The 23,052-nt window shown below is 63.7% G+C and carries 20 protein-coding genes and 1 tRNA gene; 8 read left to right on the top strand and 13 right to left on the bottom strand.

Features of this window, described 5'->3' with window-relative positions:
* Positions 1-9: 9 nt before the first annotated feature.
* From BM338_RS00975 to betI, 4 genes are all read right to left on the bottom strand, one after another.
* Complete coding sequence (locus tag BM338_RS00975) at positions 10-309, bottom strand: hypothetical protein (protein WP_255367149.1); 300 nt, start codon at positions 307-309, stop codon at positions 10-12.
* A 165-nt stretch (positions 310-474) separates the two neighbouring features.
* Positions 475-2,151, bottom strand: a complete 1,677-nt coding sequence (betA, locus tag BM338_RS00970; RefSeq protein ID WP_090448919.1) for a choline dehydrogenase — start codon at positions 2,149-2,151, stop codon at positions 475-477.
* Between the two features lie 60 nt (positions 2,152-2,211).
* Positions 2,212-3,684: a betaine-aldehyde dehydrogenase gene (gene betB, locus BM338_RS00965; protein WP_090448918.1), complete on the bottom strand. Its 1,473-nt coding sequence runs from the start codon at positions 3,682-3,684 to the stop codon at positions 2,212-2,214.
* Between the two features lie 31 nt (positions 3,685-3,715).
* Complete coding sequence (gene betI / locus BM338_RS00960) at positions 3,716-4,306, bottom strand: transcriptional regulator BetI (RefSeq protein WP_090448917.1); 591 nt, start codon at positions 4,304-4,306, stop codon at positions 3,716-3,718.
* A 298-nt stretch (positions 4,307-4,604) separates the two neighbouring features.
* Here betI and BM338_RS00955 point away from each other — a divergent pair, with 298 nt between their 5' ends.
* Together BM338_RS00955 and BM338_RS00950 are read left to right on the top strand one after the other, a co-directional pair.
* Positions 4,605-6,143 carry a BCCT family transporter gene (locus BM338_RS00955; RefSeq protein ID WP_090448916.1) on the top strand — a complete coding sequence of 513 codons (1,539 nt, stop codon included), beginning with the start codon at positions 4,605-4,607 and terminating at the stop codon, positions 6,141-6,143.
* Positions 6,140-6,928, top strand: a complete 789-nt coding sequence (locus tag BM338_RS00950; RefSeq protein WP_090448915.1) for a TorF family putative porin — start codon at positions 6,140-6,142, stop codon at positions 6,926-6,928. The genes BM338_RS00955 and BM338_RS00950 overlap by 4 nt, the downstream gene beginning before the upstream one ends.
* A 98-nt stretch (positions 6,929-7,026) precedes the next feature.
* On the opposite strand, the gene BM338_RS00945 is transcribed toward BM338_RS00950, so the two are convergent.
* Positions 7,027-9,183 carry a hypothetical protein gene (locus tag BM338_RS00945; RefSeq protein WP_090448914.1) on the bottom strand — a complete coding sequence of 719 codons (2,157 nt, stop codon included), beginning with the start codon at positions 9,181-9,183 and terminating at the stop codon, positions 7,027-7,029.
* 87 nt (positions 9,184-9,270) lie between these two features.
* A complete protein-coding gene (locus BM338_RS00940) occupies positions 9,271-10,923 on the bottom strand; it encodes a M28 family metallopeptidase (protein WP_090448913.1) in 1,653 nt (550 codons plus the stop codon).
* Positions 10,924-11,248: 325 nt separating this feature from the next.
* Here BM338_RS00940 and BM338_RS00935 point away from each other — a divergent pair, with 325 nt between their 5' ends.
* The gene (locus BM338_RS00935; protein ID WP_090448912.1) at positions 11,249-11,431 is read left to right on the top strand and encodes a DUF6229 family protein; all 183 of its coding nucleotides are present in this window, start codon (positions 11,249-11,251) and stop codon (positions 11,429-11,431) included.
* A 3-nt stretch (positions 11,432-11,434) separates the two neighbouring features.
* Positions 11,435-14,317, top strand: a complete 2,883-nt coding sequence (locus tag BM338_RS00930) for a type 2 lanthipeptide synthetase LanM family protein (RefSeq protein ID WP_090448911.1) — start codon at positions 11,435-11,437, stop codon at positions 14,315-14,317.
* A gap of 45 nt (positions 14,318-14,362) precedes the next feature.
* Here the strand turns inward: BM338_RS00930 and BM338_RS00925 are convergent, their stop codons facing one another.
* Positions 14,363-14,779 (bottom strand): PepSY domain-containing protein, encoded by a 417-nt coding sequence (locus BM338_RS00925; RefSeq protein ID WP_090448910.1) that lies wholly within the window; start codon positions 14,777-14,779, stop codon positions 14,363-14,365.
* Between the two features lie 244 nt (positions 14,780-15,023).
* Between BM338_RS00925 and BM338_RS00920 the strand changes: the two genes are divergently transcribed.
* Positions 15,024-15,530, top strand: a complete 507-nt coding sequence (locus BM338_RS00920; RefSeq protein WP_090448909.1) for a hypothetical protein — start codon at positions 15,024-15,026, stop codon at positions 15,528-15,530.
* Here the strand turns inward: BM338_RS00920 and BM338_RS00915 are convergent.
* The 6 genes from BM338_RS00915 to ftsY all read right to left on the bottom strand — a co-directional run bounded on the left by BM338_RS00915 (position 15,514) and on the right by ftsY (position 21,113).
* Positions 15,514-17,061, bottom strand: a complete 1,548-nt coding sequence (locus BM338_RS00915; RefSeq protein WP_143109223.1) for a hypothetical protein — start codon at positions 17,059-17,061, stop codon at positions 15,514-15,516. The genes BM338_RS00920 and BM338_RS00915 overlap by 17 nt on opposite strands.
* A 321-nt stretch (positions 17,062-17,382) precedes the next feature.
* Positions 17,383-17,458: transfer RNA gene (locus BM338_RS00910), tRNA-Phe, on the bottom strand.
* Between the two features lie 71 nt (positions 17,459-17,529).
* On the bottom strand, positions 17,530-17,808 hold the full coding sequence (locus BM338_RS00905; protein WP_090448907.1) for an oxidative damage protection protein: 279 nt from the start codon (positions 17,806-17,808) through the stop codon (positions 17,530-17,532).
* Positions 17,805-18,866 (bottom strand): A/G-specific adenine glycosylase, encoded by a 1,062-nt coding sequence (mutY, locus tag BM338_RS00900; RefSeq protein WP_090448906.1) that lies wholly within the window; start codon positions 18,864-18,866, stop codon positions 17,805-17,807. Before mutY ends, BM338_RS00905 begins: the two co-directional genes overlap by 4 nt.
* On the bottom strand, positions 18,863-19,933 hold the full coding sequence (locus BM338_RS00895) for an AsmA family protein (protein ID WP_090448905.1): 1,071 nt from the start codon (positions 19,931-19,933) through the stop codon (positions 18,863-18,865). Before BM338_RS00895 ends, mutY begins: the two co-directional genes overlap by 4 nt.
* 31 nt (positions 19,934-19,964) lie before the next feature.
* On the bottom strand, positions 19,965-21,113 hold the full coding sequence (gene ftsY / locus BM338_RS00890; RefSeq protein WP_090448904.1) for a signal recognition particle-docking protein FtsY: 1,149 nt from the start codon (positions 21,111-21,113) through the stop codon (positions 19,965-19,967).
* Positions 21,114-21,190: 77 nt separating this feature from the next.
* Between ftsY and rsmD the strand changes: the two genes are divergently transcribed.
* From rsmD to BM338_RS00875, 3 genes are all read left to right on the top strand, one after another.
* On the top strand, positions 21,191-21,760 hold the full coding sequence (rsmD, locus tag BM338_RS00885; RefSeq protein WP_090448903.1) for a 16S rRNA (guanine(966)-N(2))-methyltransferase RsmD: 570 nt from the start codon (positions 21,191-21,193) through the stop codon (positions 21,758-21,760).
* A gap of 37 nt (positions 21,761-21,797) precedes the next feature.
* A complete protein-coding gene (coaD, locus tag BM338_RS00880; RefSeq protein ID WP_090448902.1) occupies positions 21,798-22,301 on the top strand; it encodes a pantetheine-phosphate adenylyltransferase in 504 nt (167 codons plus the stop codon).
* Between the two features lie 156 nt (positions 22,302-22,457).
* The gene (locus BM338_RS00875) at positions 22,458-22,964 is read left to right on the top strand and encodes a hypothetical protein (RefSeq protein ID WP_090450038.1); all 507 of its coding nucleotides are present in this window, start codon (positions 22,458-22,460) and stop codon (positions 22,962-22,964) included.
* Positions 22,965-23,052 lie beyond the last annotated feature (88 nt).

Genomic DNA, 23,052 nt, shown 5'->3' with positions numbered 1-23,052 from the left:
TGCCGCGATTTACCCGGCGAGCCGCCAGCGGATCACCGGCTCGCTCGATACGCGCGAATGTGCCAGTGCGAGTTCCGGCAGGTAACGCCAGTCAGTGAGCCGCGCCGGCAGACGCGCGTGCGGCCAGTTGCCGCGCAGCGCTTCCAGCGCAGATTCGGCGGTGTCGTGCCGGTCGATTTCCTGCATTTCCAGCATGCTGCGCCAGCGGCGCCCATGACGAACGATGCGGAACAAGCCTGCCTTGGCTGAGTAAACGTATTGGGCCAGCATGATGCGGTCTTCGGGGAACGGTGCCGGCACAGTCTGCACGTGGCAAATGACTGAACCATGATTCGTTGAAGACGGCTTTGTGGCGGCTGTGGATCGGGCGTAAGGGCAGCGTTAAACGTGCCTATCAAGCGATCGAAAGAAAAGGTGGCACATCCTTGTGCCGAAGATGCCCCGCACGGAAACGGGGCACCTTAGGGGGAGCGTTTATGCCGGGCGGCGCAGTGGTGCGCCGTTTGCCATGTAGTAAGAAGTAGTGGCGCGCGGCAGCGGTGTGCGGCCACGGATCGCATCGGCGATCTTCTCGGCGATCATGATCGTCGGCGCATTGAGATTGCCCGTAGTTACCTGCGGCATGATCGAAGCGTCCACCACACGCAGGCCCTGCATACCGTGCACGCGGCCCTGGCCGTCGACGACGCACATGTCGTCGTTGCCCATCTGGTTCGAGCAGGATGGGTGGTAGGCCGTTTCGGCGTGGGTACGCACGAAAGCATCGAACTGCGCATCCGTCTTCAGGTCGGCGCTGGGCGAGATCTCCTTGCCGCGATAGGGATCCATCGCCTTCTGCTGCATGATCTCGCGAGTGATGCGGATCGCCGAGCGGAACTCGCGCCAGTCCTGCTCGTGCGACATGTAGTTGAACAGGATGCTGGGATCTTCACGCGGGTCGCGCGAGCGCACATGGATGCGGCCACGGCTCGGCGAGCGCATCGAACCGACGTGCGCCTGGAAGCTGTGCGTCTTGATCGGATTGGAGCCGTTGTAATTGATGGCCACCGGCAGGAAGTGATACTGCAGGTTCGGCCATTCGAATGCTTCGTCGCTGCGAATGAAGCCGCCGGCCTCGAACTGGTTGCTGGCACCAATGCCGGTACCGAAGAACAGCCATTCCGCGCCGATCTTCGGCTGGTTGTACCAGTCGAGCGCGGGCGCCAGCGACACTGGCTGCTTGCACTCCCACTGCATGTACATCTCGAGATGGTCCTGCAGGTTGGCGCCGACGCCGGGTAGGTGATGCACCAACGGGATATCCAGGCCGCGCAGCAGATCGGCCGGGCCCACGCCAGAGCGCTGCAGGATTTGTGGCGAGGCGATCGCGCCACCGCATAGCAGCACTTCGCGGCGCACGTGCGCCTCTTGTTTCTGATCGCCCTGCATCCACGCTACGCCAGTCGCCTGCTTGCCGGTGAACAGGATGCGATCGGTTAGCGCGTGTGTGACGATGGTGAGATTCGGCCGCGTGCGCGCCTGGTCGAGATAGCCGCGCGCCGTGCTGGCGCGGCGGCCCTGCGGCGTCACCGTGCGGTCCATCGGGCCGAAGCCTTCTTGCTGGTAGCCGTTGAGGTCGTCGGTGCGCGGGTAGCCGGCTTGCACGCCGGCTTCGACCATCGCATGGAACAGCACGTTATTGCCGTTCTTCGGCGTGGTGACGCTGACCGGGCCATCGCCGCCGTGGTAATCGTTGGGACCGATGTCGCGCGTCTCGGCCTTGCGGAAGTAGGGCAGGCAATCGAGATAGGTCCAGTCCTCCAGGCCCGGGCGCTTGGCCCAGTGGTCATAGTCCATGGCGTTGCCGCGGATGTAGCACATGCCGTTGATCAGCGAGGAGCCGCCGAGACCCTTGCCGCGGCCGCATTCCATGCGACGGTTATTCATATGCGGCTCGGGATCAGTCAGATAAGCCCAGTTGTAGCGGCGGCCCTGCAGCGGATAAGCCAGCGCGGCCGGCATCTGCGTGCGGAAATCGAAACGGTAGTCGGGACCGCCTGCCTCGAGCAGCAATACCGTGACGCTCGCATCCTCGGTCAGGCGCGTGGCCAGCACGTTACCTGCCGAGCCGGCGCCGATGATGATGTAGTCGTAGGTCTTGATGTCGCTCATGGGAACTCCTTGCTTGAATACAGGCAGCGCCATCGCGGCGGCCGCCCGGCGGATCGCGGGTCAGAACACCGAGGCAAACGGCCCCAGTTCCACCTGCACCGACTTGATTCGTGTGTAATGGGCCAGCGTGCTGATGCCGTTCTCGCGGCCGACGCCAGATTGCTTGTAACCACCCACCGGCATTTCCGCCGGCGACTCGCCCCAGGTGTTGATCCAGCAGATGCCGGCCTGCAGCTGATGGATCACGCGATGCGCCTGCGAAAGATCAGGCGTCATCACGCCGGCGGCGAGGCCGAAATAGGTGTCGTTGGCGCGCGCGATCACTTCCTGTTCGTCGCGCCACGCGAGGATGCTCATCACCGGTCCGAAGATTTCTTCGCGCACGATGGTCATGTCGTCGCGGCAATCGGAGAACACCGTGGGCTGCACATAAGCGCCCTTGTCGTACGGCGCCTGCAGCACGCGCGCGCCGCCGATGAGCAGGCGCGCGCCTTCGCGCTTGCCGCTTTCGATCAGCGACAGCACCTTCTCCATGTGCGGGAAGCTGGTGAGCGGACCGAAATTGGTGGACGGGTTGGTCGGCTCGCCGAGACGGATGCGCGTCACGCGCTCCAGCACGGCAGCTTCGAACGCCGCTTTGATCGACTCGTGCACGAACACGCGGGTGCCGTTGGTGCAGACCTGGCCGGAGCTAAAGAAATTCGCCATCACCGCGATGTCGGCGGCGCGGGCGATATCGGCGTCCGGGAACACGATCAGCGGCGACTTGCCGCCGAGCTCCATGGTCACTTCCTTCAGCGACGAGGAGGCGGCGCTGGCCATCACCTTCTTGCCGGTCTCGACACCGCCGGTGAAGGAGATCTTCTCGATGCGCGGATGTTCGGTGAGCCACTGGCCGACTTCACGGCCGGCGCCGTTCAACACGTTGAACACGCCAGCCGGTACGCCGGCTTCGGTATAGATCTGCGCCAGCTTGAGTGCGGTCAGCGGGGTGACCTCACTCGGCTTGAAGATCATCGCGTTGCCCGCCGCCAGGGCCGGGGCGGACTTCCACAGTGCGATCTGTACCGGATAGTTCCACGCGCCGATGCCGGCGACCACGCCCAGCGGCTCGCGGCGCGTATAAAAGAAGCTCGACTCACGCAGCGGCACCTGCTCGCCTTCGATAGCGCAGGCCAGGCCAGCGTAGTACTCCAGCACGTCCGCGCCGGTAACGATATCCACCGTCGAGGTTTCGGCGTACGCCTTGCCGGTGTTCTCGGTTTCGAGCAGAGCCAGTTCGTCGTTGCGTTCGCGCAGGATGTCCACCGCGCGGCGCAGAATGCGCGAGCGCTGCACGGCGGTCATCGCAGCCCATACGCGCTGGCCTTCTTCAGCGCTTTCCACCGCGCGCTCCACGTCAGCCTTGGAGGCGCGCTGCACTTTGGCGAGCACTTCGCCATTGGCGGGGTTCACCACATCGAACGTCTCGCCGCTGGTGGCATCGACCAGTGCACCGTGGATGTAAAGCTTCTGCAGTTCGTACTTGCTCATGTTCGGCTTCCGTTCGTTCGGCCGTGGCGCTTTAGTGCGCGCGTGTCGGCAGGAGGTGATCGAGATAGTCGTAGGCGAGGCGTCGGGCCTGGCTCACGTCGAACTCGTTTCCGGTAAGGCTGCCGCGCAGCCACAGGCCATCGATCAGCGCGGCGAGGCCGCGCGCCGCCTGGCGCGCCATCGGCAGGGGCAGCGCGCGGCGGAACTGATGGCACAGATTGGAATAGAGGCGGCGGTCGTTGGCGCGCTGCAGCCGGCGCAATGCGGGCTGATGCATGCTCGCGGCCCAGAAGGTGAGCCAGACCCGCATCGCGGTGCCGCTGACCTGGGTGTCGTCGAAGTTGCCGTCGACGATGGCCTGCAGCTGCTCGCGCGGATCCGCCCCGGCCTCGGCGCGGCAGTGGGCTACGGCGTCGCGCAGCTGGCGCAGGATGTGGCGCATGGCCGCGTTGAGCAGGCCGTCCTTGTCGCCGAAGTAATGGCTGACGATGCCCGTGGACAGCCCAGCGCTACGCGCCACCTGGGCCATGGTGGTGTCCGCGAGTCCGATCCGGTCGATCGTCTCGAAAGTGGCGCGGATCAGCTGTTCGCGCCGGATGGGATGCATGCCGAGCTTGGGCATAGTGGCCACCGTGGGACAGGGGGTTAGCGGGCGCCGTGTCGGGGAACGCGGCGGGGTCAACTCCGGGAGCCTACGTTAAATTGATTGATCGTTCAATTAAAAATGACTAGGCTTGCCCGGATGGGGCCGGCGCGGTGGTTGGCGCAGGTGGCTCCGGGGCAGGTCCGGCATCGCGATCAGGTGTCGTCGCAGGCCTTCAATCCGTCAGCCGGGCCTCGGCTGGCGACATCATTAGGGCGACCCCAAGCCGATGCGAAGCACCCCGGTGCCCGATCGTTGGGTATCCGGAGATGCACCGATGGATCCAAGCACCCATTCGACGCACGCACGCGCGCGTCTGAACCCGGTGGTGTTCTACAGCTCGGCGGCGGCGATCCTGCTGCTGGGCACGCTCACTGTGGTTTATCCCCAGGCTTCGCAGGCTTGGCTGGCAACGGCGCAGGCCGCTGTCTCAAGGATGTTCGGCTGGTACTACATGCTGGTGATGGTGGCCTGCATGGTATTCGTGCTGTGGCTGGCAGCGTCGCGCTACGGCAGCATCCGGCTGGGCAGGGATGATGAACGTCCGGCTTTCGGCTATGCCTCGTGGACATCGATGCTGTTTTCCTCTGGCATCGGCATTGCGCTGCTTTACTACGGCGCCTATGAGCCGCTCGACCATTTCCTGTCGCCCCCGGTCGGTGCTGGCGGAACGGCGCATGCCGCGCGCGAAGCGATGGCCATCACCTTCCTGCACTGGGGCCTGCACGGCTGGGCGCTGTATGCGCTGATCGCCACGGCACTCGGTTACTTCTCCTATCGCCGCGGTCTGCCGCTGGCGCTGCGCTCCGCGCTGTATCCGCTGTTCGGCGAGCGCATCCATGGCTGGATCGGGCATCTGGTCGACGGCTTCGGCATCCTGGTCACGCTGGTGTCGATGGTGACCAACCTTGGCATCGGCGCGCTGCTGCTCAACTCGGGCTTGCACTATTTGTTCGGCACACCGGCGACGCCGCAGGTGCTGGTGGGGCTGGTGATCGTGATGATGGTTGTGGCCACCATTGCGGCAGTCACCGGTGTGGAGAAGGGCATCGCCATCCTCTCCAACCTCAATATCCGCCTGCTCTGTTTGTTGCTGTTGTTCGTGCTGGTGTGCGGCCCGACCCTGCACCTGTTCGATGGCATGGTGCAGAACGTTGGCGACTATCTCACGTCGTTTATAGGCCAGAGTTTCAACCTCTATCTGTATGACTCGGCAAGCAAGTGGCTGGGTGATTGGACGCTGTTCTACTGGGCGTGGTGGATCGCCTGGGCGCCGTTCGTGGGCATGTTCATCGCGCGCATCTCGCGCGGCCGCACCATTCGCGAGCTGGTGATCGGCGTGTTGCTGATCCCGCTGGGCTTCACCCTGGCGTGGCTGTCCATCTTCGGCAATACCGCGATCGATCTGGTGCTCAACCATGGCGCCGTGGAGTTGGGTCAGGTGGCGCAGGCCGATCCGCCGATGGCGCTGTTCAAGCTGTTCGAATATTTGCCGGGGACACGCATCGTTGCGGGCATCACGATCTTGATCGGCTTCGTGCTGTTCCTGACGCCGGTGGACTCGGGCACCTTGATGATCGCCAATCTCTCCACGCGCGGCGGCACCGGTGAAGAAGATGCGCCGATCTGGTTGCGTGTGTTCTGGGCGGTGGCAACGACGGTGGTGAGCATCGGCCTGCTGCTGGGCGGCAGCTTCAATGCGATGCAGACCGCCGTGGTGCTGTGCGGCCTGCCGTTCTCGGTCGTGTTGCTGCTTTATATGCAGAGCTTGCGCAAGGCGCTGGCGCTCGATCATCCGGTCGAACCCAAGCCATGAGGGCGGGGGCTCTGATGGGTGCGGCGCTGCTGCTCGGCGCCGCACCCTTGGCGCAGGCGCAGGACGCCGAAAAGCGCTGGAGTGGCAGCGTTACTGCCGCGTCGCAATACGTCTCGCGCGGATTCCGTCAGAGCTGGGGCCAGCCGGCCCTGCAAGGCGGTGTGGATTACGCCTCGCCGGATGGCTGGTTCGCCGGGAGCTGGGCTTCCACCGTCAGCCCTTACTTCGTCGAAGGCGGGCACGTAGAGTGGGATCTCTACACCGGTTACGCCAGCAGCCATGGTGAGCTCAACTATCGCGCTGGCCTGTACTACTACAACTATCCAGGCGCCAAAGTCAGCGCCACCGGCACGTCGTACAACTACGGCGAAGTGGTGCTTGGCGCGGATTGGCGTGGCTGGTCGCTGGCGTATTCGATCACGGCCACGCGCGATTACTTCGGCTTCAACAGTCAGACGCTTGGTGTCGGTGAGCGCTCGCATTCGCGCGGTTCAACCTATCTCGACCTGACCCGGCGTTTTGAGTTCAGCGATGGCTATACCTTGTTGCTGCATTACGGGTGGCAGCGGGTGAATCACTTCAGCGACTACAGCTGGACGGATGCCCGTGTCGCGCTGTCACGCAACATCAGCGGTTTCGACGTCGAATTGAGCTATGCGCGCGGCTGGAACGGCGCCGGTGTATACCGCCACTACAGCACCGGCGTAGCCGACAGCTTTGGGCGTGTGCGGGAATCGAACCCGATCGCGGGGACATGGTATTTCACGGTCGGTCACGCGTTCTGACTAACGTTCCAGCTCTCTCCCTTCAGGGGAGAGAGCTGGGGTGAGGCGCGGGTGCTCGGCGCACCGTTTCCGTTTAGAAGCTCAAGCCGAGTCTCAGGTCAGTCGTGCGACTGATCAGGAAAGCTTCCCCGCGTGGCAGCATCCTTGAGCGCATCAGGCAGGTGCCAGTGCAACAGTTCGCGACTACCCAGCGCCCATAGGTCGGAGCCGTTCCATGAGAAAGCCAGCGCATGCGGTTCGCCGCGCGCCGATGTGCTGAGCTGTACAGGCGTTTGCGCCTTGGCGACATCCCACAGCACGACCTTGGGGCCGCGTGGCTTGATGCCGTTGGAGCCAATGGCCAGCAGGCGCCCGTTGGCAGAACGTGCGGCGGCTCGCAAGGTGTCGGCACGGCCAAGCAAGGCGGACAGGTGCACACGACCGTCCTTCAGGTTGATCACGTGCATACCGACGAAACGATCGTTGCGGTTCGCGTCGCCGTCGAGCTTGGGCGGCATGCTGCCGTCGTCGGTCAGCATGAGTACGAAGCCACTGGCGATCCAGCCGGCCTCTGGCGAACCCAGCGGCGTGGGTACCCATGGCGCTACGCCACTGGCGTCGTTGCGGTCGGGCGTGCCGTCGCGCTGTGGTACAGGCAGCGCACGCAGCACGCGGCCGTTGGCAGCATCCAGTTCGGCGATACCGAGCTGGTCTTCGGTCCAGAACGTCTCGGCGCCGCGCCAGCGTACGGGCCAGATATAGGTGTTGCCCTTCATCCGCACATTCATCATGGACTGACGGACGGACGAGACCGAGAGCTTGAACGGCCAGGTACCGCCGGCTGCAGGTGGCGGTGTCGCCGGCCGCAGCACGATCAGTTGTTCGTCGCCAAGCTTGTTGGCGTTCGCCTTGTCGCGATCGAACAGTGATGCAGATTGATGATCGAAGATCGCGGGCAGTTGATCGTCGGCCAGCTCCCAGTGCCAGTCCCTGCCACTGGCGGTGTCGGGCAGATTCAGGGTGAAACTGGCGAGCCGGCGCGTTGCCACGTCGTAAGCGTGCATCTGCGCTGGATCGTCTTGCGCGGTGCTGCCGGAGAACCACACAGTGCGCCCGTCTGCACTGAGTGCAAGCTGGCGGGCGCCTTTGCCACCGCGCCAAACACTCTCCACTTTCCACTCGCCGTTGGCGTCGTGCAGCCGCCACACCCCTTGTGGCCGGCCGCTGTCGTCCGAAATTTCGGCACTCAGCATCAGATCGCCATCGGGCAGGGTGAGCAGGTCGTGTGGATAACGCTGGTCGCGCTCTGTACCGATGAGGGTATCCCAGCGGATTGTCTGCGCTTCCAATGCGGGTGCGTCGCTGCTTGGCGCGGTCAGTGCGAATGCCGGTACCTGCGCGGTCAGGTCGGCCGGTATCACCCAGGCCGTCGGTGTAGGCGCGATGCTCACCGCATGCCCATCGGCCGCCGCGACAAGAGCGCTGCGCACAGCTTCGAACACAGGCGCGGGCACCACGCCATCGCTCAATGTGGGTGATGGGCCTGTGCTCAGCACATTGAAGTCGCGCCAGCTCTTCAGCAGGCCGTACTTTGGGTTGGGATAGCTGTCTACGCGGCTGATGCGCACGCTGGTTGCCGGGTGTCCGAAGGCGGCCGAGACATCAAAAACGCGGATGGATAGCTTGCTGCTCCGTTTACCAGTCAGTCCGTAGCTGCGCTCCTGTTGCGCGTAGTAACTCGGATATTTGGTAGGGATCGCATCAATGGTGGTGCTGTCCTGCGGTAACGATTCGACCCTGGCGCTTGCTTGGGCGAGTCGTCGCGCCATCTCGTCAGCGGTGAGTGCGCCTTCCTTCACCGCCAATTGTAGACGAGGCTCCTCAAAACGAGTTGCAAGTGCATTGCGAATATCGGGCCGGCGCGACAGCAGTACCTCGGACCAGCCGTCGGACTGGTAGGCTGGCGTGTAGTTTCCGGTGTCAGAAGTGAATGCGCCAAACGTAGCCAGCGCCTTTTGCACGGCCGGCTGGATTTTGTCGTACGGCGCTTCGACGAGTAGATGCACCTCCGTGGCGACCTTCTCGCCATTCTTGGTGCTCCACACCAGGATCGGCTCCTTTGCCTTGGCGGCCGGCCCAAGGTCGTTTGGAAACAAGGCGGCGGATTCGATCTTCCAACTCATGCCCTCGACGGCGGTGCTCTGCGCATGGGCGGTTTGGCCGAGGCTCGTGATGACCATGAGACCGGTGGCGATCCTTGCAAGACTTGCATTCATGATGGCTTCCATTCGATGACGATGTCCGGATGCGAACCGGCCCGCGCGAGGCGGGCCGGTCTGCGAAGGGGCAGAGCAGCCCGCTCTTTATTTGCGTTCGGATGCACTCGCATCGCGAGCGGCACGGAACTCCGAGTCCTTGCTCCAGTCCGGCCAGCGATCCGAGTTGGCGAGGTCGCCGCCGAGTGTGTAGAGGATTTGCAGGTCGCGCGCCATGCCGGTGAACGACCAGCCAGCCTCCCACTCATCCGACGGCTGGTGGTAATGCTTGTCGGTGTACTCGTCTTCGGCTTTCTTGCCAGCGGCTAGGCCGCCATCCACCCAGTCGTTGCCTGAGCCGAAGGAGATGGCCGGCACGCCGCGCTTGGCGAAGGAGAAGTGGTCAGAGCGGAAGAAGTGGCCGGCTTCCGGCTTCGGATCGGGCGAATAGACCAGGTCCCATTTCTTCGCGGTGGCGATCAGCTCATCGAGCAGGTCGAGTTTGGCGCTGCCGGAGATGGTGAAGTTGCGCGCCGGACCGTGCGGGTCGAGTGCATCAAGGTTGATCACGCCCACGGTCTTGCCAAGCGGGTACAGCGGGTTCGCGGCGTAGTACTCCGAGCCTAGCAGGCCCTTTTCCTCTGCCGTGACGTTGAGAAACACGATGGAGCGTTCGGGCTTGGGTGCCTTCTTGAAAGCGCGCGCCAGCTCGATCAGCGCGGCGGTGCCGGTGCCGTTATCCACGGCACCGTTGTAGATGCGGTCTCCCTTCGCGTCCGGCGCGCCGACGCCAAGGTGATCCCAGTGCGCGCTATAGATCACGGTCTCGTCGGGCCGCTTGCTGCCGTCGATGCGACCAACCACGTTGTGCGAGGTGATCACCTTGCTGTCCACCTTGTAGTTGGCTGAGAAGGTTTCGCCTTTCAGTACGATCGGCTTGAACTCGCGCGTCTGCGCCTGCTTCTTCAGCGCCTCGAAATCCAGGCCGGCATGCTTGAACAGATCGACGGCGAAGTCGCGCTGGATCCACGCCTCGACTTGCGGATGCACCGACGACGGCTTGTCGCGCACGATGTCGAACATCGCATTGGTGTTGGAGTTCTTCACCGTGTTCCAGCCGTAGGAGGCCGGCTCGGTCTCGTGCACGATCAGCACGCCCGCGGCGCCCTGGCGCGCGGCCTCCTCATACTTATAGGTCCAGCGGCCGTAGTAGGTCATGGCCTTGCCGCCGAAGTCGCCCACGCCGGTTTCGAAGTCAGGGTCGTTGATCAGTACCACGGCGATCTTGCCGTGCAGGTCCACGCCCTTGAAGTCGTCCCAGTTGCGCTCTGGTGCCTTCACGCCGTAGCCAACGAACACCAGCGGCGCATCGGCGATCGACACGGACTTGGAGCCATCCATCGGGGCGCGCACGGCGATCTGTTCGCCCTGGGTCAGCGTCTGCGACTTGCCGTCCAGTTTTACCGACAGCGACGGCGTACCGGTGATTTCCGCACGCAGCAGCGGCACCGCCTGGGTCCAGGCGCGCTTGCCGTTCTTCAGGTCGCCGCCCGGCTGCAGCCCGGCCGCCTTGTACTGCGCGATCAGGTAATCGATGGTCTTGGTCTCGCCGGCGGTCGCCGGGCCGCGGCCCTCGAAGGCATCGGAGGAGAGCGTCTTGACGTCGGTGGAAAGGCGGTGCGGGTCGAACGTCGGGGCATCGATGGCCATCACGGCGGAGGCGATGGACAGGGCGAGCACGGAAAGGGCGAGTCGTTTCACTGGCGTTACCTGTGGGGAAGTTCGCCGCCGATAGTAGATAGCTGGTGGTGCGCGGGTCCACTTTCTTGCGAATCGGAAGCCGGGTGGAGCAGGGGTCCGGACTGCTGCATGGCAGCGGAAGGCCAGCGGAACTGCATCACAAAATGCATGCATGCCGGTTCCTACCATGCCCTCCGGGAGGCTGCGTTCGACCTCCCACGGCGTGTCGGCAGGGGTTACGGGATGTGACGGCTCGACATAACGCACATGGTTGTGCGCGCCGCCTCCGCTTTCTCTTGACCTCACGGCACGGTTCTTTTCCTAAGACCTGTCAAAGAGGTAAGCCATGGAAAACGCAGATCGCATTGCCCAGCTCCGCAACGAGGCTGATGAGCACAACCCGGCTGGCCCGCTGTTCACGGGTGGTCAGTTCGCTGAGGCCGAGATCATCAGCGAAGCGAGTTCGCTGACGACCTTCGGTGGATGCGGCACGGCCTGTACGGGCTCACACACCCGCTACTGCTGCTGACGCGTGGCGTCCGTCACGGACGCCGGCTATTTCGACGCTTCACTGGGTTGCCTGTATTCGTCCGAGCTGGACGGACTGGCAACCCAGCTAGCGGAAATCGCCGGCCTGCATGCAAGCGAGCGCGAGGTCATTCTGGCTGGCACGCGCGAGGTTCTGCTCGCCATCCTGCATGCCAAGCTCACCCGCGTACTGCTGGTAGAGCTGCATGCCGCGCGCACCGAAGGAGTGTTGCATGGTGAGAATGCGGCACAGCGGTGGACGCATTTCATCGCGCTGTCCTCGCATCCGGATTTCTGGACCGGCCTCGCCGCGCATTACCCACGATTGCTGGTGCGGGTTAGCAGTATCGTGCGCAATCGCTGCCACGCCGCGCTGCGTTTCGCGCAGCATTGGGCGCACGATCGCGACAGCCTGAACATGTTATGCGGTGGCGAAGCAGGCCGCCTGTTGAAACTGAGCTTCGGTGCGGGCGATAGTCATCGCCGCGGCCAGACCGTTGCCCTGTTGCATTGCGAAGGCGGGCGGGTCGTCTACAAGCCGCGCTCGATGGCGACGGATCGTGAGCTCGCCCATTTCATCGAAACGCTTGCCGGCGATCACGACGAAGCTTTGACCATCCGCGTGCCGCGGGTAGTGACGCGCACGGAATATGGCTGGGCCGAATTCGTTGGCCATCGCTATGCCGCCGACGATAACGAGCTGTGTGATTTCTATCGTGGCATCGGCCATTGGCTGGCGATCATGAGTTTGCTCGGCGGTAGCGATCTGCATGCGGAAAATCTGATCGCTCACGGTGGCAGCCCAGTGGTGATCGACTGCGAAACGCTGTTCACGCCGAAGCTGCCGCGCAAACCATCCGGCTATGGCCAGGCGGCCGACGGTGCCGCCGATCTGGTGGCGGGCACCGTGCTAAGTATCGGCATGCTGCCGGGACGCGGACTTGGACTAGGCTGGCGTGGCGTGGATACGTCAGCCGTGGGTTCATTGCCCGGACAACAGCCGATGCTGGAGCAGCCAAGCATCATCCACGCCGGCACGGACGAAGCGCGCCTGGGCACGATCAAGATCGCTGCACCGATAGCGCAGAACCACCCCAGCGCGAAGCCGGTGCTGTCGCGATTCTGGCCCGATGTACTGGATGCGTTCGACAGTATGACGGCGACCTTGCGTCGCCTCGACGACAACGGTGCGCTGCGTGGACGCCTGGAGCGCTTCGCTGATTGCCGTATCCGCGTCGTGCCGCGCGCGACTGAGGTTTATGCCGAGCTGGCGCGCATGCTGTGGCATCCGGTCTCGCTGCATAACGAAGCCAATGCGACCGCACGTGCGCGCGAACTGATGACGCGCATGGCGGCCAATGTCGCGGTGGCTCCGGGCGATCCGGAAGTGATCGAAGCCGAGATCAGCGATCTGCTCGAAGGCGACATTCCCTTCTTCTCAACCACGGCACGACAGGGGCGGCTGGACGGTCCGCGCGACACGCAGTGGCTGCCGCCGTTGAATCTGGTGGATGCCGCACTGGATCACTGGCGCAGCATCGATCCGCAGCTGGAGCGCAGCGTGATCAAAGCGACGCTGATCAGCGCGTACATCAATCAGGGCTGGATGCCGGGTGACGAATCGCTTTGGCCGACGCAGGCGCGACTGGGCGACGTCGATGCGCGTCGTCGCGCGCAGGCCGCGAAAATCATGCTAGATCTGGTAGCTACCGCCATCCGCGGTGACGATGGCAGCGTGGCGTGGATCGCACCGGTGTTCGACCCTGTCACGGGATGGTCGGTGCAGCCGTTGACGCAGGATCTGTACGCCGGCACGTCCGGGGTCGCCTTGTTGATCGGCGCTTATCTGCGCGAAGCCGGGGCAGGGCGCGCCGATGTCGTGGAAGGACTCGACGAACTGCTGACCGCAACCCTGTTCTCGCTCGAACTGCTCGCTGAGAAGGCAGAGCGCCAGCGCCACGACACGCTCAAGGTGCGGCCGTTGCCGCTCGGTGGTTATTCCGGCTTGGGTTCGTTGATCTGGATGTGGCTGACCCTGGCGCACTGGGGCATGGATCGCGACGGCGGTATTGCGCATGCCTGCACGCTCGCCGAAGCGATGCCGGAGGCGATAAAAGCTAGCGATATGGTGGACGTGCTCTCCGGTGCCGCGGGAGCCATTCCTCCGCTGTTGATGCTGGCGCGCCGCACCGGCGATGCGCGTTATCTGCAGATGGCGCGCGATCTCGGCGACGGTTTGTGCGCACGGGCCGTCCGCGACGGCGACAAAGCCTGTTGGACACAAGAGCAGTGGCCCGATGGCGTCGGCGGCTTCGCTCACGGCGTCACCGGCATCGCCTGGGCATTGATCCAGCTAGCGCGTGCAACGGGTGAGCAGCGATATAGCGACATGGCTACGGCAGCTTTCGCTTTTGAAGAAGCGCTGTACGACCACAGCGAACGCAACTGGCTTGACCTGCGCATGCTGCCCGGTGCCAGGACCGCCGCGGCTTGGTGCCACGGCGCCGTCGGCATCGGCCTCGCACACCTTGATCTCGATCCCTCACTAGAACATGCGCAAACACGTACCCAGCTTCAGCGCGCCGCAGCGGCGGCATGGCGTCAGGGCCTGGGCTGGAATCACTCGGCCTGTCACGGCGACGCTTCAGCGTGGGAGCTGCTGGATGCTGCGATAACGGCGGGCGAGGCGCCTGCCGGACTGTCCCACGAAGTGCTGCTGGCACACTGGCTGACCAGTATCGAAGATCACGGCCCGATCTGCGGCATGGTTCGCGATACCTTCTCTCCGGGCCTGATGCCGGGCGTGGGCGGCATCGCCTATCAGCTGCTTCGCGCACATCCCGAAAGCACGCTGCCTTCGATCCTCACACTGGGTCGGCAGGAGTGATGCGAATGCATGCCCGGAGGCGGAATGCCCCCGGGCTTCACGTTGTCAGTTGGTGCCGATCACGCGGCCGGTCTCGGGATCGATCTGTAATTTCACGTCGGCGCCGGCTGGGTTCTCGGCCTTCGCCCTCCACATGCCATCCTTGTACGCCACGTCATGCACGTGGGTGTAGCCCCCGGTCGAAAGGGCTGCGCGCACATCGCGCTCACTGAGGCGCGAGACCTGTTCGTCAGGATAAGCCTGTCCGGTCTTGGCGTCGATTTTTACTGCGACACGCGCGCCATCCGCGCTCTTGGCGCGTGCTCGCCACATGCCGTCAGTGAATTTCAGATCGTGGATCTTGGTGTAACCCTGCTGCTCGAGCTGCGTATGCACCTGACGCTCGGTGAGCGCTTCCTGCGCCATGGCGGTGGAGGCTCCCAGAGCGAGAGCGATGGTCAATGAAGCGATACTTTTCTTCATGGACAGTTCCTCGTGGTTGGCGGGGAACTGCGAGTCTCGCCAGCAAAACTCCAACCTGCGGTGAATACGGGGGCGCGCGAGAGGCGAGATTCAGCGCCAGGTAAAGGCGCGAAGTCAGCTGTCTATCACTTAACGGCTAGCGCATGCATGCGAGAGGTATGCCAAGATTCCTCACTATGGCGTCACGATCCCGACGCCATCATCCCGGCCTGAACCACGAACCTTGGAAGGGGGAGTCATTGGTATGAAAATGCGTCATGCATTGTTTGGCGTTTTGTTGCTCGTCGGTTCTCTGTTCGGAACTGCGGGTGCCACCGCTCTGGAGCAACAGGGTATGGGTGCGGCAAGGCCAGCAACGAAGGATGTGTCGCAAAGTCCGCGCTGGCACGTCTACCGCTTTATTCGTGACGGCATCAACTACGTCCAGGTCAACGATCTCGGCAATCAGGTCCGCATGGGTGTGGCTACGGCGAATGGCCTTTATCTGGCACTGCCGATGGGCAGCGATGCGGGCAGCGTATCCACGCCGGATGTGCCCATGCGTAGTGGTCCGTTGAGTCATGCCGAAGTGGTTTACAGCGATGGTGTTACGCAGGTTGCCGTGGCTGTGAATGGCAAGGGTCAGTATGTATGGAGCGTTATGCCGGCAGCAGGCTGCGATCCCAACGACTGCCCGGTTACCCGTATCCAGGCGGCGCCAGCAGCGGCGTTATGTGATCCCAACGACTGCCCAGTCAGTCGAGCTCAGTAATGAACTCCTGTTGGAGGCTCACGTGGACCTGTTTGCCGTCGATGGCCACGTCACCATTGAAGAGCTGTGCGCGGATGCGCAGCTCTTCCAATCCGAGATCGTAAGTACCCAACTCTTGCATGATCCTGTTTCGGGCAGGAGACGAAATGATTTGCCCGGCGCTTTGCACCGTAAGCGCGATCGTCATGACGTTGTCTTCGATGACAGTCTGTGTCGATAGGACAATGCGATCAGTCGGATGCTCCTTCAGAAGGTACGCCACCGCCTCGCATGAGAGGCGGTAGAGCAGGGCCAGTGTACTTTTCGACAGCAGGCTGAGCTGTCCGTGGAGATTGACTTGGTAGTCGATGCCAAGTTTGCCCAGCAACTCCGATACAGGCCCCTCAGTAAACGCATGCGGATGCCCAGAGCCCATCGGCGGCGCCAGCGAGTTGGCAAGCTCAGTCAACCGCCGTGTGGTTTTCGTCAGGTGGTGTTTCTGCGTTTCCACTTCGCCCCGGTTATGCGTATGGCCGAGCTGGATCAGCAGATGCCGGTGGGCGCGCGCCAGCTCTACATTGACGAACGAGAGTTCAAAGGAGCTGCGTTGAAGTCTCAGCTCTGAGAGGTGCTGCTCGAGTCGGGCCTTCTTCAAGTGGTTGTCTTTGGCCTTATCCGCCTGTTTGAGCTTGGCGGTCTGTTGACCAAGTACGATGAAAGCGGTCAGCGACAATGCCATCATCGTCTGCGTCATCAACGTGGCAAGATCGAACTTGGCCGGCATCAGGGCCACGATGCCGAAGCTCGACAGTGCGCCCACCGCCGCCGCACCCTTCCAGTCCCAGCGCATCAAGAAATAAGCCGCCGGCACCAACAAGATGGCCTGGCCAGCAAAGCGCAACGTGGCGTTGTCGGAGTATGAGAAGGCAAAGACTTCTACGCTCATCGCGATCAGGGCGAACGCGGTGGCTTGGAGCAACGCCTTGTTGTTTATCCAGATAGCTGTAAGCGATCGGCGCTTGTGCCACTCAAGCGCCGCTGTCAGGACCAGTGGCGTGACGGCCAGGATGCCGGTATAGATACCCAGCAGGTAATCCGCCGCCAGAACCGGCAGCGGTTTTCTTCCTACGCCGATCGGGTCAAGAATCAGTGAGGCTGAAATCAGGCTGTCGGCCAGCAGCGCCAGGCTCGAAATAAGTGTGCAGATGAGCAGGCTGCTGAGTCTGAAGTGCGGAAGCGTAAGTCCCGGCAGCCTGGCGCGGCATGCCGCCACGATGACCATAAGCAGTGCGATCGGCGGAACGATGGAGAAGAGATAGAACGCCCACCCGAAGCTCGCGATGCAGCTCTCGAGGGTATAAGCGAGAACCGACATTTCACTGATCAACAGCGCGGGCCAATAACGTCGCGGTGTTAGCAACAGCACGCTCAGCTTGAAGCCGCTGACCGGCACGAAATGCGCGAAGCTCATGCTTCGCAGCAGCTCATACACGAGTCCATACGCTACTGCCACTGCGACCTGCCGGCCGAGCCAACCCAGCTTTTGATCCATGTCCGCGCCGATCCCCATTATGTCCCCAGCCCATTTTTCAACATAGAGACAACGATGTGAAATACCTGAGAAAGCAGGTGTGATCCACTGCCGGAATCGGGTGCAGTATTTGCCGACATGACGGCGCCGCTACGGATAGTCGATGTCGGCCACTTTGTTTTTTGTGGTCGGGTTCTTGTTTTGGATTCACGGCATGGTGTTGTCTATGCATCGCGCGCTCCAGGTAGGGTTCGGCGCGTTGAGGGCGCGGACGCTTATCAGGCGGAGCAGCCACGGCAAAAACGAAAACGGCCCGCATCGCTGCGAGCCGTTCGAATTCGGTGGTGGCCGGGGACGGAATCGAACCGCCGACACGGGGATTTTCAATCCCCTGCTCTACCAACTGAGCTACCCGGCCAAGGGTGGACGACCGCTACGGTCATCGATACTGCGTGGAGCCGCGTATTAAACCGGATGTCGGGATGGGCGTCAAGATTCGCTGCCCGGCGCGACATAGCCCTCGGGCGGCTTCACCTCGCCGCCAAACAGGAATTTCTCCATCTCTCCGCTCAGGAACTGGCGGGCCTTGGGGTCGAGCGGATTGAGGCGATATTCGTTGATCAGCATGGTCTGGTGGGCCAGCCATTGCTGCCAGGCGGGTTTGGAGATTTCGGCGTAGATACGCTGGCCGAGCTGGCCGGGCCAGGGGGCGAAATCCAGGCCCTCGGCGTCTATGTCGAGCTTGGCGCAGTGAACAGTGCGACTCATTGCATGGTTCCTTGAAGACTTTGTAGCAGGCTGCGCACGGGGGCAGGGAGGCCGAGGGCGGCAATCTCGCCGATGTTGCACCAGCGCAGCGACGGATTATCGGCGATGGCACGGTGCGCTGTCGCGTCGTCGAACAACAGTGGTTCGACTTGCAGGCGGTAGTGGCTGAAAACGTGGGTGAACGGCGTAAGCGCCTGCGCGTCGTCGATGCGAGCGAGCTGCTGCGCCGCGCGCCAGGCGTCGTCGTGATCGGTAGCTTCGGGCAGGCTCCATAGGCCAGACCACACGCCTTGCGGTCCGCGCCGCTCAAGCAGCACGCGCTTGTTCGCATCGCGCAGCACCAGCATCACGGTGGAGCGGGTGGGAATGGTTTTGCTCGGTTTGGCGCTGGGTAGCTGCGCGGTGAGTCCATCGCGATGCGCCACGCAGCCCGATACCAGCGGGCAGCCGCCGCACAATGGACGCGAGCGCACACAAAGCGTTGCACCCAGATCCATGATGGCCTGGGTGTAGTCGGCGACGCGTTCGCCCGGCGTGTGCGCATCAGCGTGCTGCCACAGCACTTTCTCCACCGCACTCTGGCCGGGGTGGCCATGGATGCCGTGATAGCGCGTGAGCACGCGCTTGACGTTGCCGTCCAGGATGGGAAAACGCAGCCCATGCGCTTGCGCCAGGATCGCGCCCGCGGTGGAGCGGCCGATGCCGGGCAGGGCGGTCAGCGCGTCGAAGTCGCGCGGCAGTTCGCCTTGATGCTGTTCCACGCAAATCTGCGCGGCGCGATGCAGGAAGCGCGCGCGCCGGTAGTAACCCAGGCCCGACCACTGCGCGAGTACGGTGTCTTCATCGGCAGCCGCGAGATCGCGCAGCGTCGGCAGCGCGCCCACGAAGCGCAGGAAATACGGAATCACCGTTGTCACCTGCGTCTGCTGCAACATCACTTCCGACAGCCACACGCGATAAGCGTCGCGCGGGTGCTGCCACGGCAGATCATGACGGCCATGGCGATCGAACCACGCCAGCAAGTCGGTGGCGAAGGTGTTCTTGTTGTCGACGATCATGGCTTCTTGCGCGCAGGCGCGGGCTTGCCGGTGCTCTTGGTCGGCGCAGGCGGGGGCGGCGGTTCGACGCCGGCCTTGATGCTCAGGCCTTCCACCACGATGCCGCCGGTTTCGAGCTTCGCGATATCCGCAGTGCCGGTGCCCGGCGGCACACCGAGTCGTGGCCCCTGCGGATGGCTGAGCTGTGACCACCAGTCGGCCAATGCCAGCGGCGGCAGGCGCAGATCAGCATGGTTGTCGGGGCCGTCCAGTTTCACTGCGAGCAGCAAGGGGTCGATCTCGTTCGCGGGTGTCAGCACCAGCGAAGTGTCATACACACCGGCATCGGCATGGTCGAGCTTGCCATTGAGCTTGAGCGACGCATCGGCGGCACCATGCCAGCGCGCCTCGCCAGTCAACTGCAGAGTGAGTGTGTTGTCCTGGGCGAGATGCAGGTCGATGCCTTCCAGCCGTAACGCCTCGCCCTTGACGCGCGGCGTCGCGGAAAGCCGCAACTGCAGCGGCGTACCGTCCGCGCTGCGGGCTGAAATAGTCAGCGGAAAGGGTTGGCCCGGCACTAGGCTGCCGGCGTCCACCGCCACGTCGCTCAATAGCATTTCGTTGCCACGCACCAGGCTGCCGCGTGTGATGCGCACGCCGGCTTCGATGCGCGGAATTTCCGGCGGCGTGCTTTCCTCTCGCGGCGGCAAGCCGGCGAGCCAAGCTTGCAACGCGTCGAGGTCGACACGGGGCGAATCGATCTCCAGCCGCGAGATCGCCGTTTCACTGCCCAGCAGCGCACGCCACGGCAATTGCAGGCGGCCACGGGCGGCAAGCAGTATCGGCATGCTCGCGCCCTTCGCACTCAAGGTAAGTCCCTGCAGTTCGAGCGCGGGGCGCGGGAACAGGGTGGGGCTGGCCGGGCTGGCAAGGTTGAGGTCCAGCCCCGCCTGGCCGGCCTGCGATTGCAGCATCGCGGTGAAGCGGCTGGGTTGCAGCAACAGATAAAGCGAGATCACCACCGTGACCAGCGCCACCAGCGCGACGCCGCCGAAACTCCACAGGCTGATGCGTAGCCAGCGCGGCATGGTCTAGCTCCGCAGCCGCTGCAGGGTCTGCTCAGCCATGGCCGATATTGGCTGGCAGCAAGCCATCGACATAAGCCTCGGCATCGAACACGCGCAGATCGGTGGCAGTTTCGCCCAGGCCCACATAGCGGATCGGCAGGCCGAATTCGCGCGCCAGCGCGAACACCACACCGCCCTTGGCAGTACCGTCGAGCTTGGTCACCACCAGGCCAGAGACGCCGACGATCTGGCGGAACTGGCGCACCTGACTCACTGCGTTCTGGCCGGTGGTGCCGTCGATCACCATTAGCACTTCGTGCGGTGCGTCGGCATCGATTTTCTTCATCACGCGCGCGATCTTGCCGAGCTCATCCATCAGGCCGCCCTGCGTGTGCAGGCGGCCGGCGGTATCGGCGATCAGCACATCGGCATTGCGCGAACGCGCTGCCTGCAGCGCATCGAAGATCACGCTGGCGGCATCGGCATCCTGGCCCTGCGAAATCACTGGAACGTTGTTGCGTGCACCCCAGGTTTTGAGCTGCTCCACCGCGGCGGCGCGGAAGGTGTCGCCTGCGGCCAGCATCACGTTGTGGCCATCGTCGCGATAACGCCGTGCAAGCTTGCCGATGGTGGTGGTCTTGCCGACGCCGTTGATGCCGACGGTGAGCACCACGAACGGTGCGCGACCGCTCACGTCCAGCGGCTTTTGCACTGGCACCAGCAAGGTGACGAGTGCCTGCCGCAGCGCGGCGAGCAGCGCTGCGGCATCGGCGAACTCACGCTTGTGCATACGCTTGCGCAGGTCTTCCACCAGCGAGGTGCTGGCTTCGACACCTACGTCTGCAGTAATCAGCGTGGTTTCCAGCTCATCCAGCAGCTCGTCATCGAGCTTGGGATGACGTACGAACAGCGTAGTAAGTCCGCGCGCGAATGCGCTGCCGGCGAGCCGGTCGCGCCAGCTGCGCTTGGCCGGTGCGGCCTCTTCGCCTGGCACTTGAAAAGGCACCTCCTCACCGGGTGCTTCGGCCGGGGGCGAGGCTTCCGCCAACGCTTCGCCCAGCACCGCGACGGCATTGTCCAGCGAGGTGGCATCGGTGTCGTGCGGAAGCGCCGCTGCCGGGGCGGTTTCCGCGCTGGCCGGGGCGGCGGCGGGCTGACCCGGAGTCGTGTCGGCGGGTTTCTTCTTCCAGAACTTGAGCATTGCGGCAGCGATTCAAAGACAATAGCGCGCATGCTAACACCCCCACCTGCACTGGCCGCTGAGCCATGGCGGCGCGCATGAGCGCTGGCTCCGGCCGCATCCGCATCATCGGCGGCAGCCTGCGTAATTCCCGCCTCAACGTGCCCGAGCTGCCCGGTCTGCGCCCCACCGCGGAGCGGGTGCGCGAAACCCTGTTCAACTGGCTGGCGCCGGTCATTGCTGGCGAGAACTGTCTGGATCTGTGCGCCGGGACCGGCGCGCTCGGTATTGAGGCCCTGTCGCGTGGCGCGGCGAAGGTGCAATTCGTAGAGCGCGACGCGCGTGCGGCCCAGGCGCTGCGCGACAACCTTGTCCGGCTCAAGATAGCGAACGGCCAGGTAAGCACGACCGATGCGGGCGTCTATCTGCAAGGCGCCGCCCAGCCCTATGGCCTCGTCTTCCTTGACCCGCCGTTCGCCTTGAACCTGTGGTCGGCGCTGGCGCGGCGGCTGGAAGAGGGCGGCTGGCTGTCGTCCGCCGCCTGGATCTATGTGGAATCGCCGCGCGGCACCGTGCCGGCCTTGCCGGAAAGCTGGCTGCTGCATCGGGAAGGGCATGCGGGCGAGGTGCGTTACGCGCTCTATCGCCGAGCCAACGAGCTTCGCTAAGCTAGCGGCCCTTCCGTAGCCAGACGCCACACGCCTCGTGAACAAGCCGCCGGTCAATACGCGCCTTGCTGTCTACCCGGGTACTTTCGATCCCATCACCAACGGGCATGCCGATCTGGTCGCGCGCGCCGCGCCGCTGTTCGAGCGCATCGTGGTGGCGGTGGCCGATAGTCCGAACAAGGGCAGAGGGCCTGGTTTCAGTCTCAACGAACGCATCGCGTTGGCGCGGCTGGCGCTGGCCGACCTGCGTAATGTGGAAGTGCGCGGCTTCGATTGCCTGCTGGCGGATTTCGTCAGCGAGATCGGTGCCGGCGTGATCATCCGCGGCCTGCGCGCCGTTTCAGATTTCGAATACGAATTCCAGCTGGCCAGCATGAACCGTCATCTGATTCCGCAGGTGGAAACGCTGTTTCTCACGCCGGCGGAGCAGTACAGCTTCATCTCCTCCTCGCTGGTGCGCGAGATCGGCCGCCTCGGCGGCGACATCTCCGGCTTCGTGCATCCGGCCGTGCAGCAGGCGATGCGCCAGCGCCGCCAGTAAGCGCACCCGGCTCCATGCATTTCCCCGCCAGTGTGCAGCTGTGGTTGGGGACCCGGGCGCTCGTGTATGCTCGCCGCCATCCTGCGGACAGGCTCTTGGAGGGTCCCGTCTTCCGGGGGATCCATGTCCAGACTCCACCACTTCAGGGTGATCACCATGTACAAGTACGCACTTATCGCCGCCCTTGCGCTCACCGGCTCGCTGGCCCTTACCGGCTGCGGCAACAACGGCGACGACAGCGCCAAGCAGACTACCGAGCAGACCGCCCAGCTCTCCAAGCCCACCGATCCGAACGACGGCAAGGCGTGGAATGCCTTCCTCGGCCAGATCGTGCAGAAGAACATGCAGGGCATGACGGCCGACCGTCCGTACCCGTACCTAGTGAACGCCGGCGACGGTGAAGAGGACCAGGCCAAGCGCCAGCGCCAGCTCGAGACCGTGCAGGACACCGTGGCCCGCGGCGTGCTGCCGGGCAACATGCTGGTGTTCGCCGGCCCGGATTCCGCCAAGACCGGCGACCTGGTCATTGCCGCCTTCAAGGACGCCAAGCCGGGTTCCTTCAAGGACGTGATCGTGCTCTTCATCGGCGACAAGGCCGACCAGGAGCGCGTCACCACCGCGTTGCAGCCGACCGGCGCGAACGTGCGCTTCGTGGCGATGTAAGCCACACGCACAGCGAAGTAATGAAAGCCCGCGGCGCGCAAGCGTCGCGGGCTTTTTCGTTCAAGGCTTGCGTGTAGGAACCCACCCT

It is taken from the genome of Dyella sp. OK004 (assembly GCF_900114495.1).
In the GTDB taxonomy this organism is placed as follows: domain Bacteria; phylum Pseudomonadota; class Gammaproteobacteria; order Xanthomonadales; family Rhodanobacteraceae; genus Dyella_D.
The sequence above is the reverse complement of the archived record's forward strand: the minus strand, read 5'-3'. Positions and strand labels throughout refer to the sequence as shown.

Excerpts from the sequence above, each read along its gene's own strand:
- betI (WP_090448917.1), bottom strand. The coding sequence starts at position 4,306 with ATGCCCAAGCTCGGCATGCATCCCATCCGGCGCGAACAGCTGATCCGC.
- BM338_RS00895 (WP_090448905.1), bottom strand. The coding sequence starts at position 19,933 with ATGCCGCGCTGGCTACGCATCAGCCTGTGGAGTTTCGGCGGCGTCGCG.
- BM338_RS00955 (WP_090448916.1), top strand. The coding sequence starts at position 4,605 with ATGGATCCAAGCACCCATTCGACGCACGCACGCGCGCGTCTGAACCCG.
- ftsY (WP_090448904.1), bottom strand. The coding sequence starts at position 21,113 with ATGCTCAAGTTCTGGAAGAAGAAACCCGCCGACACGACTCCGGGTCAG.
- BM338_RS00920 (WP_090448909.1), top strand. The coding sequence starts at position 15,024 with ATGAAAATGCGTCATGCATTGTTTGGCGTTTTGTTGCTCGTCGGTTCT.
- BM338_RS00915 (WP_143109223.1), bottom strand. The coding sequence starts at position 17,061 with ATGGATCAAAAGCTGGGTTGGCTCGGCCGGCAGGTCGCAGTGGCAGTA.
- BM338_RS00945 (WP_090448914.1), bottom strand. The coding sequence starts at position 9,183 with ATGAATGCAAGTCTTGCAAGGATCGCCACCGGTCTCATGGTCATCACG.
- betB (WP_090448918.1), bottom strand. The coding sequence starts at position 3,684 with ATGAGCAAGTACGAACTGCAGAAGCTTTACATCCACGGTGCACTGGTC.
- mutY (WP_090448906.1), bottom strand. The coding sequence starts at position 18,866 with ATGATCGTCGACAACAAGAACACCTTCGCCACCGACTTGCTGGCGTGG.
- BM338_RS00925 (WP_090448910.1), bottom strand. The coding sequence starts at position 14,779 with ATGAAGAAAAGTATCGCTTCATTGACCATCGCTCTCGCTCTGGGAGCC.
- BM338_RS00950 (WP_090448915.1), top strand. The coding sequence starts at position 6,140 with ATGAGGGCGGGGGCTCTGATGGGTGCGGCGCTGCTGCTCGGCGCCGCA.
- BM338_RS00935 (WP_090448912.1), top strand. The coding sequence starts at position 11,249 with ATGGAAAACGCAGATCGCATTGCCCAGCTCCGCAACGAGGCTGATGAG.
- betA (WP_090448919.1), bottom strand. The coding sequence starts at position 2,151 with ATGAGCGACATCAAGACCTACGACTACATCATCATCGGCGCCGGCTCG.
- rsmD (WP_090448903.1), top strand. The coding sequence starts at position 21,191 with ATGAGCGCTGGCTCCGGCCGCATCCGCATCATCGGCGGCAGCCTGCGT.
- BM338_RS00875 (WP_090450038.1), top strand. The coding sequence starts at position 22,458 with ATGTACAAGTACGCACTTATCGCCGCCCTTGCGCTCACCGGCTCGCTG.
- BM338_RS00905 (WP_090448907.1), bottom strand. The coding sequence starts at position 17,808 with ATGAGTCGCACTGTTCACTGCGCCAAGCTCGACATAGACGCCGAGGGC.